This is a genomic window from Micromonospora sp. II (assembly GCF_001709195.1).
In the GTDB taxonomy this organism is placed as follows: Bacteria; Actinomycetota; Actinomycetes; order Mycobacteriales; family Micromonosporaceae; genus Micromonospora; species Micromonospora chalcea.
Genome location: NZ_LYXF01000089.1, coordinates 71,309 through 82,897, shown reverse-complemented (window position 1 = coordinate 82,897; position 11,589 = coordinate 71,309). Strand labels below are relative to the sequence as shown.

At 71.4% G+C, this 11,589-nt stretch carries 15 protein-coding genes; 7 read left to right on the top strand and 8 right to left on the bottom strand.

From position 1 onward, the window contains the following. Nucleotides 1-20: 20 nt before the first annotated feature. The 6 genes from A8711_RS30505 (at nucleotide 21) to A8711_RS30480 (ending at nucleotide 4,151) form a co-directional block, all read left to right on the top strand. Nucleotides 21-344 carry a YrhB family protein gene (locus tag A8711_RS30505; RefSeq protein WP_064446314.1) on the top strand — a complete coding sequence of 108 codons (324 nt, stop codon included), beginning with the start codon at nucleotides 21-23 and terminating at the stop codon, nucleotides 342-344. A gap of 64 nt (nucleotides 345-408) precedes the next feature. Beyond that, nucleotides 409-786 (top strand): hypothetical protein, encoded by a 378-nt coding sequence (locus A8711_RS30500; protein ID WP_064446315.1) that lies wholly within the window; start codon nucleotides 409-411, stop codon nucleotides 784-786. Next, on the top strand, nucleotides 783-1,277 hold the full coding sequence (locus A8711_RS30495) for a type VII secretion system-associated protein (protein ID WP_064446316.1): 495 nt from the start codon (nucleotides 783-785) through the stop codon (nucleotides 1,275-1,277). Before A8711_RS30500 ends, A8711_RS30495 begins: the two co-directional genes overlap by 4 nt. Beyond that, nucleotides 1,274-2,197 (top strand): hypothetical protein, encoded by a 924-nt coding sequence (locus A8711_RS30490; RefSeq protein WP_064446535.1) that lies wholly within the window; start codon nucleotides 1,274-1,276, stop codon nucleotides 2,195-2,197. Before A8711_RS30495 ends, A8711_RS30490 begins: the two co-directional genes overlap by 4 nt. Nucleotides 2,198-2,319: 122 nt before the next feature. Further along, the gene (locus A8711_RS30485) at nucleotides 2,320-3,252 is read left to right on the top strand and encodes a hypothetical protein (protein WP_064446317.1); all 933 of its coding nucleotides are present in this window, start codon (nucleotides 2,320-2,322) and stop codon (nucleotides 3,250-3,252) included. After that, nucleotides 3,249-4,151, top strand: coding sequence for a GlcNAc-transferase family protein (locus A8711_RS30480; protein WP_069090092.1), 903 nt, complete (start codon nucleotides 3,249-3,251; stop codon nucleotides 4,149-4,151). Before A8711_RS30485 ends, A8711_RS30480 begins: the two co-directional genes overlap by 4 nt. 16 nt (nucleotides 4,152-4,167) lie before the next feature. Here A8711_RS30480 and A8711_RS30475 read toward each other — a convergent pair whose 3' ends face one another. The 3 genes from A8711_RS30475 to A8711_RS30465 all read right to left on the bottom strand — a co-directional run bounded on the left by A8711_RS30475 (nucleotide 4,168) and on the right by A8711_RS30465 (nucleotide 5,716). Continuing rightward, nucleotides 4,168-4,584, bottom strand: coding sequence for a hypothetical protein (locus tag A8711_RS30475; RefSeq protein WP_069090091.1), 417 nt, complete (start codon nucleotides 4,582-4,584; stop codon nucleotides 4,168-4,170). 74 nt (nucleotides 4,585-4,658) lie between these two features. Then, nucleotides 4,659-5,123: a hypothetical protein gene (locus A8711_RS30470; protein WP_069090090.1), complete on the bottom strand. Its 465-nt coding sequence runs from the start codon at nucleotides 5,121-5,123 to the stop codon at nucleotides 4,659-4,661. Nucleotides 5,124-5,200: 77 nt separating this feature from the next. Continuing rightward, complete coding sequence (locus A8711_RS30465) at nucleotides 5,201-5,716, bottom strand: hypothetical protein (protein WP_064446321.1); 516 nt, start codon at nucleotides 5,714-5,716, stop codon at nucleotides 5,201-5,203. A gap of 856 nt (nucleotides 5,717-6,572) precedes the next feature. Between A8711_RS30465 and A8711_RS30460 the strand changes: the two genes are divergently transcribed. After that, nucleotides 6,573-6,887 (top strand): hypothetical protein, encoded by a 315-nt coding sequence (locus A8711_RS30460; RefSeq protein WP_064446322.1) that lies wholly within the window; start codon nucleotides 6,573-6,575, stop codon nucleotides 6,885-6,887. 77 nt (nucleotides 6,888-6,964) lie between these two features. Here the strand turns inward: A8711_RS30460 and A8711_RS30455 are convergent, their stop codons facing one another. The 5 genes from A8711_RS30455 to A8711_RS30435 form a co-directional block, all read right to left on the bottom strand. Continuing rightward, nucleotides 6,965-7,720: an SDR family oxidoreductase gene (locus A8711_RS30455; protein ID WP_069090089.1), complete on the bottom strand. Its 756-nt coding sequence runs from the start codon at nucleotides 7,718-7,720 to the stop codon at nucleotides 6,965-6,967. A gap of 136 nt (nucleotides 7,721-7,856) precedes the next feature. Continuing rightward, nucleotides 7,857-8,909, bottom strand: a complete 1,053-nt coding sequence (locus tag A8711_RS30450; RefSeq protein ID WP_199744092.1) for an MBL fold metallo-hydrolase — start codon at nucleotides 8,907-8,909, stop codon at nucleotides 7,857-7,859. A gap of 39 nt (nucleotides 8,910-8,948) precedes the next feature. Continuing rightward, nucleotides 8,949-9,908 (bottom strand): electron transfer flavoprotein subunit alpha/FixB family protein, encoded by a 960-nt coding sequence (locus A8711_RS30445; protein WP_069090087.1) that lies wholly within the window; start codon nucleotides 9,906-9,908, stop codon nucleotides 8,949-8,951. A 12-nt stretch (nucleotides 9,909-9,920) separates the two neighbouring features. Then, a complete protein-coding gene (locus A8711_RS30440; RefSeq protein ID WP_069090197.1) occupies nucleotides 9,921-10,700 on the bottom strand; it encodes an electron transfer flavoprotein subunit beta/FixA family protein in 780 nt (259 codons plus the stop codon). An 8-nt stretch (nucleotides 10,701-10,708) separates the two neighbouring features. Then, a complete protein-coding gene (locus A8711_RS30435; RefSeq protein WP_051611025.1) occupies nucleotides 10,709-11,587 on the bottom strand; it encodes an enoyl-CoA hydratase in 879 nt (292 codons plus the stop codon). Between the last annotated feature and the right edge of the window lie 2 nt (nucleotides 11,588-11,589).

Sequence of the window (11,589 nt, the reverse complement as noted above, 5' to 3'; positions counted from 1 at the left end):
CGACAGACAAGGACAACCTGATGGACGCCGACGACGCCCGCACCCGGGCGCAGGACGCGCTGCGCCGGCTGGAGAACCCGGCGCAGCCGCTGACGCTGCTCGCCCCGGACGCCCCGGCCGAGTACGCCTGGTGCTGGGTGTACCCGTTCAACACGGTCCGGGCCACCGAGACCGGCAGCATCATGGACACGCTCGCGGTGGGCCCGCTCGTGGTGCCGAAGAACGGCGCCGAGCCCTGGGTGGCCCCGTCCGGCCCGCCGCTGGAGCGGTGGCTCAACGAGTACGCCGCACGCGAGGGGCTGCCCCCGGTGCCGGTTCCGGCCGCGCCGGACCCGTTCGCCTGAGCCCGGACGGTCCGCCGCGACCGGCACGACTGTCGCGGCGGACCGCCCGCCACCTGGAGGAACCATGACGGACCGGCCTTCCCCGCCCGGACCACCGCTGGCCGATCTGCTGCACCGGATGATGCGCGGCGACGAACCGGTGGAGCGGATCGGGTCGGCGCTGCGCGACGCCCGGCTCGACCTCGCGATGAACGGCGACGGCCGGCCGCTGGTCGTGCGCTCCTTCGACGACATGCCCTGCGTGGTGGTGGCCACCTCGGCGGCCACGCGCGCGGACACGTTCGCCCCGCTGTGGCGCCCGGTCGAGCTGGCCGAGCTCGCCGAACTGCTGCCCGACGGCATCGACCTGCTCGTCGACCCGGACGGTCCCGAGCCGGTACGGCTGGCCGCCGCGATCGTCTGGCACGCCCTGCTGCCCGCCGACGAGGAGGCCGCCGGGTGAGCGACGCCGAGTTCCTCCTGCTGCTCGATCCGGAGTGGACCGACGGCGAGGACGACGAGCCGCCGTTCGAGGCGGTCGTCGGGATGTGGCCGGTCGGCCCGGACGGCGAGGTCGGCCGGTTCCGGAGCAACCCGGAGTACCGTCCCCGCTTCCCGGACTCCCCCACCGACCCGGCCGACGCCCTGCTGCGCCTGACCGCGGCCGGCGAGGCCGAGCCGGCAGACCTGCTCACGGTCCTGCGGGACGCCACGTTCCACCTGGCGACGAACGGCGACGGGCGGCCACTCGTCGTGCCCGATCCCGAGGACGGGAGCTGCGTGGTGGTCACCACGAGCGCGGTGCACCGGGAGCGGGTGCCGGCGCCCGGCTGGCGGCTGCTCGACCTGACGGAACTGGCCACCGCGGTCGGCGCGTACGACGCGCTGGTCAACCCGGGCGGCCCGGCGCCGGCCCGCCTGTCCGCCGCCTTCCTGTGCGAGGCGGCGCCGTGAGCGCCGGGACGCTGCACCTGCTCCTGCTGCGCGCCGCGGGCCGCGTCCCGGACGACGACCTCGTCGCACTGCGCGCGCTGCTCGCCGACGGCGACCGGGGCGCCTGCGCGGCCCGGCTGCTCGGCGCGTTCCCGCAGTCCGCGGCGGAGATCGCGGCGCTGGCCACGCTGCTGCCACCGGAGACCCCGTTGCCGCCGGACCCGGCGGCCGACGAGGACGTGGACACCGAGCCGCGCACCCTGTTCGTCCCGTTCCCGCCGGCCGACCTGCCGCTGTACGCGACCGCCGCGCCGCTCGTCGTGGACGAGACTGCGGGCGGAAACGTGGACGACCTCGACCGGGCCCTGCTCGACGTGCTGGACCCGGCGCACACCGCCGGGGTGTGGCGCTGCTGGCGGATCACCGCCGGGCCGGGCGACACGGCGAGCGCCGTGCGCGTCTACCTGGTCGAGGCGACACTGCCCGACGACGAGCTGCCCGACGTCGCCGACCGGGGACAGCGGGCGCTCGGCGCCGCCGGTCACGCCGTGCCGGTCGAGGTCTACCGGCCCGGCCTGCCGCTGCCCGCGTACCAGTGGGCGGCCCGGTCCCGGTCGGCGCTGATCTGGGCCCCGCGGCCACCCGGCGAGGTCCGGGTGGCGGCCGACGGAGACGGGCGGCTCCCACTGGACGACGACGAGATCGCGCCGTTCGTCACCTACCTGCGGTCCGCCCCCGCGCTGACCGCGCGCCTGCGCACCGACGGCGCGTGGATCTGGCCGGCCGACCTGGCCGACCGGGTGCTCGACGAGGGCGCGCTGGCCGACGAGGGCCTGCGCCGGCACCTGCGGCTGCGCCGGGCCGAGCCGGGGCCGCCGGCCGACGCGGTCGCCGTGCACCGGGCGCTCGCCGCTCTGGTGCGCGCCGGCTGGCCGCGCTGATGCACGAACGGCTTCGGTCGGGGTGTCCTTAGGGCACGACCGTCCGGCCGGACCGGCGCCCACGGCACCCGGCGTGGTCGAATGCGCCGAGCGCCGCCGACGAGGACGCGAGGAGGCCGGGAATGACGGAGCAGGAGCAGCTGCACATCGCGCTGCTGCGCCTCGGCGGGCAGGTCCCCGACGCGATGCTGGCCGAGGCGCGGCTGCGGCTCGCCGACACCGGCACGGTGGCCCTGCCCGAGCCGCCCGGGGCCCTCGACCTGGCGTTCACGTTCGCCTCGGCCGTACCCGATCCGCGTGTCTTCGGTGGACGGGTGCCGCCGCTGGCGGACCTCACCGGCCGCGAGGGCCTGATGGACGACAACGACCGGGTCGCCGTCGCGGTGGTCCGGCGGCAGCCCGACGCCGTGGCGCTGTGGCGCGCGTGGCGGATCGCCCCGGAGTGGGCGGCCTCGGTGATCCCGCCCGCGCCGGTGTACGTGCTGGAGGCGAACGGGCCGCAGGCGGTGACGGCGGCGAACGTGATGCGGGCGCTCGCCGGGGCCGGGCTCACCGCGCCGCTGGTCGAGGTGTACCGCTCCGGTGACAAGCTTCCGCCGTACGCCGCGGCGGCCCGCGCATCCGGCGCGCTGCTCTGGGCCGACCGGGACGCCGAGCCACTGCGGATCGCCCGGGTCCACGACGAGGTGGACGACGACGGGGCCCGCTTCGCGCCCGACCGGGAGCGGCTGTCGGGCCCGGAACTGGCCCGGGTGGCCGCGTACCTCGACGCGGGCACCCCGGTGCTGGCCACCACCGCGCGGGGACCGGACGTGGTCCGGCCCGAACGCGGCCGGGTCGTGCCGATGACCTACCGCACGGACGGCCGCTGGCTGTGGCCCGAGTCGGTCGCCTACTACCTGCAGGCGTACGGGCTGGCGCCGGAACCGGACCTGCTGGCCCACATCCGCTCGCGCGGTGACCTGCTGCCGGTCACCGATCCCGCCGACGAGCACCGCGCGCTGGCCCTGCTGTTCCAGTCGTACGCCCTCGTGCCGGCGGCGCCGGACGCATGACGATCTTCGTGGCGATCGCGTCGTACCGGGACCGGGAACTGGTGCCGACGGTGCTGGACTGCCTGGCGAAGGCGACGCGCCCACAGGACGTCCGCGTCGCGGTCTGCTGGCAGCACCTCGGCGACGAGGACATCTCCGCCATCCGGGACCTGCCCGGCGTGGACGTCCAGGAGTACGACGCCCGCGACAGCCGGGGCGCCTGCTGGGCACGCGACCAGACGTTCCAGCGGTACCGCGGTGAGGACTGGCTGTTGCAGGTCGACAGCCACACCCGGTTCGCGCCGGACTGGGACACGCGGCTGATCCGGATGGCGCGGGAGACCGGCGCGGCGAAGCCGGTCCTGACCGCGTACCCGGCGAGTTACGAGCCCGAGCGGGAGTTCACCGGCGACGGCGTGCCGGCCGAGATCGTGGTCACCGACTGGACGGCGTTCGGCATACCGGTCTTCGGTCAGCGTCCCATCGAGGGTGCGGCGCCCGGCGTACCGCCCAAGCCGGCGCTGTTCCTGGCCGCCGGTTTCCTCTTCGCGCCCGGCTCGTTCGCCGTCGAGGTGCCGTACGACCCGGGCATCTACTTCCACGGTGAGGAGATCACCCTGGCGTTGCGCGCCTACACGTGGGGCTACGACCTGTTCCATCCCACCGAGGTGCTGGCGTGGCACTACTACATCCGCCAGGACAAGCCGCGGCACTGGAGCGACCACGTCGAGTCCGACTGGGCCCGCTACGAGGAGCTGAGCCGCCGGCGGGTGCTCTACATGCTGCACACGCCGCCGGTCGACCGGCTCGGCATCGGCCCGGTACGCACGCTGCGGCAGTTCGTGGAACACACCGGCTGCAACTTCACCCGGCGCACCTGGACCGACATGCTGGCCCAGGAACTCGTGCTGCTCTTCTGACATTCCTGTCGGCCGGCTACCGGGCGAGCCGGTTCCGTTCGTAGTGGCCTCTGAATTCGAAGAAGCGCAGCCCGTCCACAGTCGCGTCGGCGGCGATCTGCTCCGCCGTCCAGACATGGTCGGAGTAGTCGTCCATCGCGACGCCGCCCCGACCGAGCAGCGTCAACGTCAGGCGACGGACCTCCACCGTCCCGTCGACCCGGCCCGAGACGTCGACCTGCACCGCCCACCTGGGCCGGTCACCGCGGGCGCGGCTCAGGGCCCGCACCGCCGCCGGCTCCCAGTCCGCGTACAGGTGCTCGTCCTCGCCGGTCAGATCCGGGTACAGGCATCCGTCCACCAGCCACGGATGTCTCTGATCCGGCGACAGCCGGTCGAGCAGGGCGACGACGGCGGCCTGCGCCATGGCCGGGAAGACGAAGACGGCACGCACGCCACGAGCGTCGCACGCCGCAGCCGATCCGACAGCGCCCCGCCACTGCGACCTGCCGGCGTGCGGGCAGGCGTTCAGCCGTTGCTGGGACTGGAGATCCCGCGCCTCGCGAAGGACTCGGCGACCTCGTCGAAGGCCGCGACGGCCAGCTCCGGCCGCGCGGCGGCCTCGGCCAACGGCAGCTCCACCTGAGGGTCGTAGCCGGACAGACCGGTGACCGCCTCGACGACCGCGCCGAGCTGGTGCACCGCCGCGACGACGGTCCGGGCGTCACCGCCCCGGTACCAGTACGGCACGGTGACACTGACCTCGTCCGCGTAGTAGCTGACCTGGACGCCGGTCGGCTCGTGCGTCAGCTCGTAGTTGTCGGCCCCCTCGAACACGGAGACCTCACCGAGCACCTGCCGCGCCGCCGCCACGATCCGGTTCCACGCCTCGGCGCGCGGACGCTCGTCGCTGTCGGCCTCCGCCGCCGCCTCCAGGGCGTCCTCCCAGGACTGGTCGTCGCCTCGGGGTACGAAGATCAGGTCATAGCTCATGACGAAGGACCGTACATCCAGGCGCTTTGATGCGCCGGTCGACTCCGCCTACTGGTGATCAGGATGACCTGGACGAGTCAGCACATCGTCCAGTCCTCGACGGTCAAGACCAACTCCTCAGCGCGAGTGGTCGAGATGCGATGTCGTTTGGCGATATCCGCCAGCACCGCTCCCTCGCTGACCTCGACATTGTCCTGTGTTGCTTGGTTGAACTCCCCGCTGAGCCCGTATGCCTGCGCGGACGGGACTCGACACTTGTCCGGCTGGCTCAGCTTGTCGCGGACGATGGCCTGGTGGAGCTGGTAGCCCTGCCAAGAGGCGGCGTCCCCTTTGGCGGCGTCCGCCCAACGCCCCTCAGGCGCCCATTCGAACGCCGCGTAACTGGGCGACACCTCACGTCGGTCGTATGTGATCACGATCGACAGCGCCTGCCATCCCTGCCCTCTGTGGTTCTCCACGATACGTGTCGCGACGTCGATGACCTGCTGAACGCTGACGGGGTAGACGTGCAGTTCCACCCGCAGGGCTAGACGGCGAGCGCCGGAGCCGGAACTGACGTCTCGGCGCTCGAAGATGTCGTAGGCAGGCAGCACTTGCCTTGTACTCGCTGGGCGACTCGCCCCTACCGGTGGCGTGGAAGGCGGCGTGGCCGACGGGGTAGGCAGAGCGGTGGTGCGAACCGGCTCGGGCGTGCGCGTACTCGGTGCTGGCGTTCGCTCGATGGTAGGGGAGGCTGGGGCAGGTTGCGAAGGTGACGCCCCGCCGAGGAGAAGGCCGACAGCGGAGAGAGCACCTCCGCCGATGCAGCAAAGGAAGAGACCACCGACAACTGCCACCGACAGGACGATCCCTACCCTCATGCCCTTCCCGGGAGCCCTGGCCGCATACTGCGCCGGGGGTCGCCCTGAAGGCGTCGCCACGTCGGTTCCAAGCGGATTAACGAACGGATCCGGCGGATCGGGCGTCTGCTGCACGGCAACTCCAATGGGAGGGCGTACAAACGATTGTCGACACCGCCGCGGTCCCTTACGTTCCACCGAACAGTGGAACTACGAACTGGCTGAACGTTCACGGCTGCGAAGTGACACCCGAGCGTAGGGTCCCGCAGCTACCGGAACGCCTTGCGCTCAGAATAGCCGCCAGCACCTGGAACGAACGACGTCCAGGAAGCGGTCGCCAGCGGCAACGAATCGAAAACGCCACGTCCAAAGGGATGCGTCTCACGTGATGCTTGGCGAGCCTCCGGCTCGCTCTGCCGATGCGAGTGCCTCCTCGGTCTGTCGCACGACAGCGGCATCGGGTATCGGCATCTGGGCCGGACTACGGCGCAGAAGCGGAGCGGCGATGTCCTCGGCAGGTCACGGGCGACGCCGATCTGCCCGTACGGCCGCCCACGGCGACCCGTTCGAAGGGTCGATCACGATATATGCGGGTGCCACGCTGGCGGGCATGCCGAGCGAGCAACGGGAACAGTGGGTCCGGATGGCACGTGCCGCACTGATCATCGCCGCGATGCGACGGTCGCTGCTGACCTACGGCGAACTGGGCCAGGCGATCGGCATGGCCGGCGTGGATCTCCGCAACCAGATGCGCCACGTTCTGGCCCGGGTGGCCGAGGAGTGCACCGCCGCCGGAGAGCCTTCCCTACCTGCGCTGGTCGTCAATGCCACCACTGGTCAGCCAGGCTCCGGCTGGATCGACGGCGCGGTCCGCTGGCACGCGGAGGTGCAGAAGCTGTTCCGGCACTGGAACTCACCGCGCTGAGCCGGTCCCACTTCTGTTGGCGCACCGGCCCTCCGCGCCCACGTGAACGCACCCTCAGTCCCACGTAGCGCGCCGGTTCACTGACCGTTACTCGTCCGTGTTCGCCACTCGTCCAGGCGCGTACCGGCGATGCGGGCGCCGTCGGCGGGAATCAGCGAGCGTTCGGCCACCGCGGCACCGAAATAGCGGGCGCCGGGATCACCCACCACCGAACGAGTATCCCGCTGAGCGTCGAGGACGGATCGTCCCAGTTCGTCGAGGCGGAACTGCTCCGGGCCGCCGACCTCGACCACGGCGTACGTCGGCGCGCCGACCACGACCTCGGCCACTGCGGCGGCGACGTCGTCCGCTGCCATCGGCTGGATGAGCACCGGCGCGAGGTGCACGGTGTCGCCGTCCGTGGCGGCGTCGACGATGCCCTGGAGGAACTCGAAGAACTGGGTGGCGTGCACCAGCGAGTACGGGAGCCCGGACGCCGCGATGAGCTTCCCCTGGGCGACCTTCGCCCGCATGTATCCGCTGTCCGGAAGCCGTTCGGAACCTACTACGGACAGCGCCACGTAGTGACCCACCCCGGCGTCCGCGGCGGCGGCGAGAAGGTTGCGCGTGGACGTCTCGAAGAACTCCAACGCGGCGCTGCCCGCCAGCGACGGCGAGTTCGACACGTCGACGACGGCGCCGGCGCCGGTCAGCGCCTCCGCCACTCCTTCGCCGGTCAGCGTGTTCACGCCGGTCTTCGGCGACGCCGCCACCGCTTCCTGGCCCTGGGCATCGAGGATCTTCACGAGCTTGGAGCCGATGAGCCCACTGCCACCGATGACGACGACCTTCATGATCGAGCCCCTCCCTGGTCGGCACTGGCTGATTGGCGCTGCCACCAGTAGGACGGAAACCCTGCGCGGACGCAGGAAATTCGCCGAGAACAGCTCGACGGAGATCGTCCGGCTTCGACTGGAAGATCCCGGGCGGTCACGCCGGGGCGTAGCGGCGCACTCCGTCGACGTCGGCAGCCTTCAGCCGCCCCTGCGCCACCAGCAGGTCGAGGTGGGCGGCCGTCTCGGTGACGGCAAGCATCTGGTTGAACAGGTCCAGGTCGGCGAAGGCACGCTCCCGCCTGGTCCAGGTCAGTTGACCCGCCGCCTCGTAAGCCGTCGTCGCGTCACGCACGACCTCGCACGCCTGGTCGAGTCGCTTCGCGTGATGGTGCAGGAGTTCGTCGACGCGCGCGTGGACACTCGGGCCGACCGGGCCGTGCGCCGGCAGCATCCGCTGGTCGGGCAGAGACCGGACCAGCCGCAACGAATCCAGGTAGTCCCCGAGTGGCAGCGCCGCGGCCGCCGCCTCGAAGCCGATGGACGGTGTGATGTGCGGAAGGACGTGGTCGCCGGTGAACATCAGCTCCGCGTCGGGATCGAGGAAGACGACGTGCCCACGGGTGTGTCCAGGGGTCGCCACCACCCGCAGCGTCCTGGTCGGCAGGACGACGTCGGTCCCCCCGGCCAGCCAGTCGTCCGGCGCCGCCCAGTCCGTCGGATCATGCCGCGCCGACTCGGCCCGCGCGCGCAGCGCTTCGACGATCTCGCCCGCACCGCATCGCATCAGCGCCTGCCAGTGTTCGGACATCGGCCGGTGGCCCGGAGTCGACAGCTCGCGGATAGAGGGTTCCTCGCCCTCGCCGAGGCTCACCGTGGTGCCGAACTCGCGCCGTACGGCCACCGCCATCGCGTAGTGGTCGCGGTGCACGTGCGTCACGAGGAACCGGCGTACGTCCGCAAGGCCCGCGCCCAGGGCAGCCAGGGCCGCGTCCAATGCCTGTCGGGCCGCCGTGATGGCCCAGCCCGAGTCGACCAGCACGAGGCCGTCGTCACCGGCCAGGGCGTACACGTTCACCGATCGCAGACCGTCCTGCGGTAGCGGCAGCGGAATGCGGTACACACCTGCGGCCACCTCGAACACGCCCGGACGCGTCCAGTCCGACGTCACGTCATCGGGCTCGACCCGCATCGCTGCTGCCCCCACCATTCGCCGTCCTCCATCCAGAGCATGACCGACACGACTGTGTCACTTGCGCTTGCGGATCTCCTCGGCGGCCTGGGGGACGACCTTGAACAGGTCGCCGACCACGCCGTAGTCGGCGAGTTCGAAGATCGGCGCTTCGGCGTCCTTGTTGACCGCGAYGATGGTCTTCGAGGTCTGCATGCCGGCCCGGTGCTGGATCGCCCCGGAGATACCGAGGGCGACATACAGCTGCGGAGAGACGGTCTTGCCGGTCTGGCCGACCTGGAACTGGTGCGGGTAGTAGCCGGAGTCGACYGCCGCGCGGGACGCGCCGACCGCGCCGCCGAGCAGGTCGGCGATCTCCTCGACCAGCTTGAAGTTGTCCGCGTTACCGACACCCCGCCCGCCGGACACGACGACCGACGCTTCGGTCAGCTCGGGGCGGGAGCCCTTCTGCTCGGCGACCCGCTCGACGACCTTGGCGAGCTTGTCCGCGTCGGTGACCGACACGGTGAGCTGCTCCACCGCCGGGSTGGCRGCGGCCGGGRCCGGGTTGAGCGAGTTCGGCCGGACGGTGACCAGCGGCAGGCCCTTGGTGACCTTCGCCTTGACGATSGTGGAGCCGGCGAACGCSACCTGSGTGGCGGTGCCGTCSGCGGCCAGGCCGACCACGTCGGTCAGGATGCCRTTGTCCAGCTTSACCGCSAGSCGSGCGGCGATCTCCTTRCCCTCCTGCGACGAMGCCAGCAGCACCGCCGCCGGCTGCACCCGCGCGACGAGGTCGGCGACCACAGTCGCCTTSGGGGCCACCAGGTAGCCGTCGATCTCCTCACCCTCGGCSGCGTAGATCTTCTCCGCGCCGTACTCGCCGAGCTTGGCGCTCAGCGCCTSSGCGGCGCCGGCGCCACCGAGGACGACGGCGCTCGGGGTGCCCAGCTCGCGGGCGAGGGTGAGCATCTCSAGGGTGACCTTCTTGACGCCGAAYTCCYKSGTGGCTTCGACGACGACGAGAACCTCAGACATGTCAGYGACCTCTCACACGAACTTCTCGGAGGCGAGGAACTCGACCAGCTTCACGCCGCCGTCGCCCTCGTCGGTGATCTTCTCGCCGCCGGAGCGCGGCGGCCGCTTGGAGTGCTCCACCACCGCGCTGGTGGCGCCGTCGAAGCCCACCTCGGCCGCGGCCACACCCACATCGGCCAGGGAGAGCGTCTGCACCGGCTTCTTCTTCGCGGCCATGATGCCCTTGAACGACGGGTACCGCGGCTCGTTGATCGTGTCCCAGACGGAGACCACAGCCGGGGTCGAGGCGGTCACCACCTCGTAGCCCTCCTCGGTCTGCCGCTCCACCGTCAGGGCCGACCCGTCCACGGTCAGCTTCCGCGCGCCGGTCAGCGCGGCCACACCCAACCGCTCGGCGATCATGTGCGGCATCACCTGCACCCGCCCGTCGGTCGACTCCGCACCGCACAGAACCAGATCGGCGCCCAACTGCCCGAGCGCCGCGGCGAGGACCTTCGAGGTCGCCACCGCGCAGGAACCGTGCAGCGCGTCATCCACCACATGCACGGCCTTGTCCGGGCCCATCGACAGCGCCTTACGGATCGACTCGGTCGCCCGGTCCGGACCCATCGTCAGGATGGTGACCTCACCACCATGCGCTTCCTTGATCTTCAACGCCTCTTCGATGGCGTACTCGTCCATCTCATTGATCACGTTGTTCGCCGAACCGCGGTCGACGGTGTTGTCGTCAGAACGCAGGCTGCGGTCCGCGCCCGAATCAGGCACCTGCTTGACGAGTACGACGATATTCATCGCTTCGATCACCCTTCCTGTCTCGCGGCGTCACGCATGCTCCGGGCGTCCTGGCCACCGAGGGAGTCACTGCCCACCTCGGCATTGTGCGCGTGCGCAACGTGGTGCAGCCCGAACACCGAATCCATTCCGTCCCGCAGGCCCATGAGGTCCTCGGCCTGGTTGACCGCCTTCTTGGTCAGCGCGAGACCCAGACGCGGCATCTGCGCGATCCGCGCGGCGAGCCCCATGACCTCGGCCTCGAGCTCGTCTCTGGCGACCACCCGGTTGACCATGCCCAGCTCGGCGGCGCGCGCCGCCGGCATCCGGTCGCCGGTGAAGAGGAACTCCTTGGCGAAGCGCGGACCCATCACCCACGGATGGGCGAAGTACTCGACGCCGGGGATCCCCATGCGGACGACCGGATCGGCGAAGAACGCGTCGTCCGAGGCGACGATCAGGTCGCACGACCAGGCGAGCATGAGGCCCCCGGCGATGCACGCTCCCTGCACCATTGCGATCATCGGCTTGGGCAGCTCACGCCAGCGACGGCACATCCCGAGGTACACCTCGGACTCCCGGGCGAACCGGCTGTCGGCCCCGGCCTTGCCCACATGGTCCCACCACAGTCCGGCCCGCCTGTCGAACGACGAGTCGATGTCCCGGCCCGGCGTACCGATGTCGTGGCCGGCCGAGAAGTGCTTCCCCGCGCCCGCCAGGACGATGACCTTCACCTCGTCGTCCGCGGCCGCGCGGTAGAACGCGTCGTCGAGCGCGTAGGTCATCGCCGAGTTCTGCGCGTTGCGGTACTCCGGCCGGTTCATCGTCACGACGGCCACCGGCCCCCGCGTCTCGTACCGGACGACCTCCGCCGCCGCCTGCGGGTCCACGCCGCTGGTCTCGCTCATCT

What these genes read in the sequence shown, in the direction of transcription:
- A8711_RS30505 (WP_064446314.1), top strand. Translation starts at nt 21, where the DNA reads ATGGACGCCGACGACGCCCGCACCCGGGCGCAGGACGCGCTGCGCCGG.
- A8711_RS30500 (WP_064446315.1), top strand. Translation starts at nt 409, where the DNA reads ATGACGGACCGGCCTTCCCCGCCCGGACCACCGCTGGCCGATCTGCTG.
- A8711_RS30485 (WP_064446317.1), top strand. Translation starts at nt 2,320, where the DNA reads ATGACGGAGCAGGAGCAGCTGCACATCGCGCTGCTGCGCCTCGGCGGG.
- A8711_RS30480 (WP_069090092.1), top strand. Translation starts at nt 3,249, where the DNA reads ATGACGATCTTCGTGGCGATCGCGTCGTACCGGGACCGGGAACTGGTG.
- A8711_RS30470 (WP_069090090.1), bottom strand. Translation starts at nt 5,123, where the DNA reads ATGAGCTATGACCTGATCTTCGTACCCCGAGGCGACGACCAGTCCTGG.
- A8711_RS30460 (WP_064446322.1), top strand. Translation starts at nt 6,573, where the DNA reads ATGCCGAGCGAGCAACGGGAACAGTGGGTCCGGATGGCACGTGCCGCA.
- A8711_RS30455 (WP_069090089.1), bottom strand. Translation starts at nt 7,720, where the DNA reads ATGAAGGTCGTCGTCATCGGTGGCAGTGGGCTCATCGGCTCCAAGCTC.
- A8711_RS30450 (WP_199744092.1), bottom strand. Translation starts at nt 8,909, where the DNA reads ATGGTGGGGGCAGCAGCGATGCGGGTCGAGCCCGATGACGTGACGTCG.
- A8711_RS30440 (WP_069090197.1), bottom strand. Translation starts at nt 10,700, where the DNA reads ATGAATATCGTCGTACTCGTCAAGCAGGTGCCTGATTCGGGCGCGGAC.
- A8711_RS30435 (WP_051611025.1), bottom strand. Translation starts at nt 11,587, where the DNA reads ATGAGCGAGACCAGCGGCGTGGACCCGCAGGCGGCGGCGGAGGTCGTC.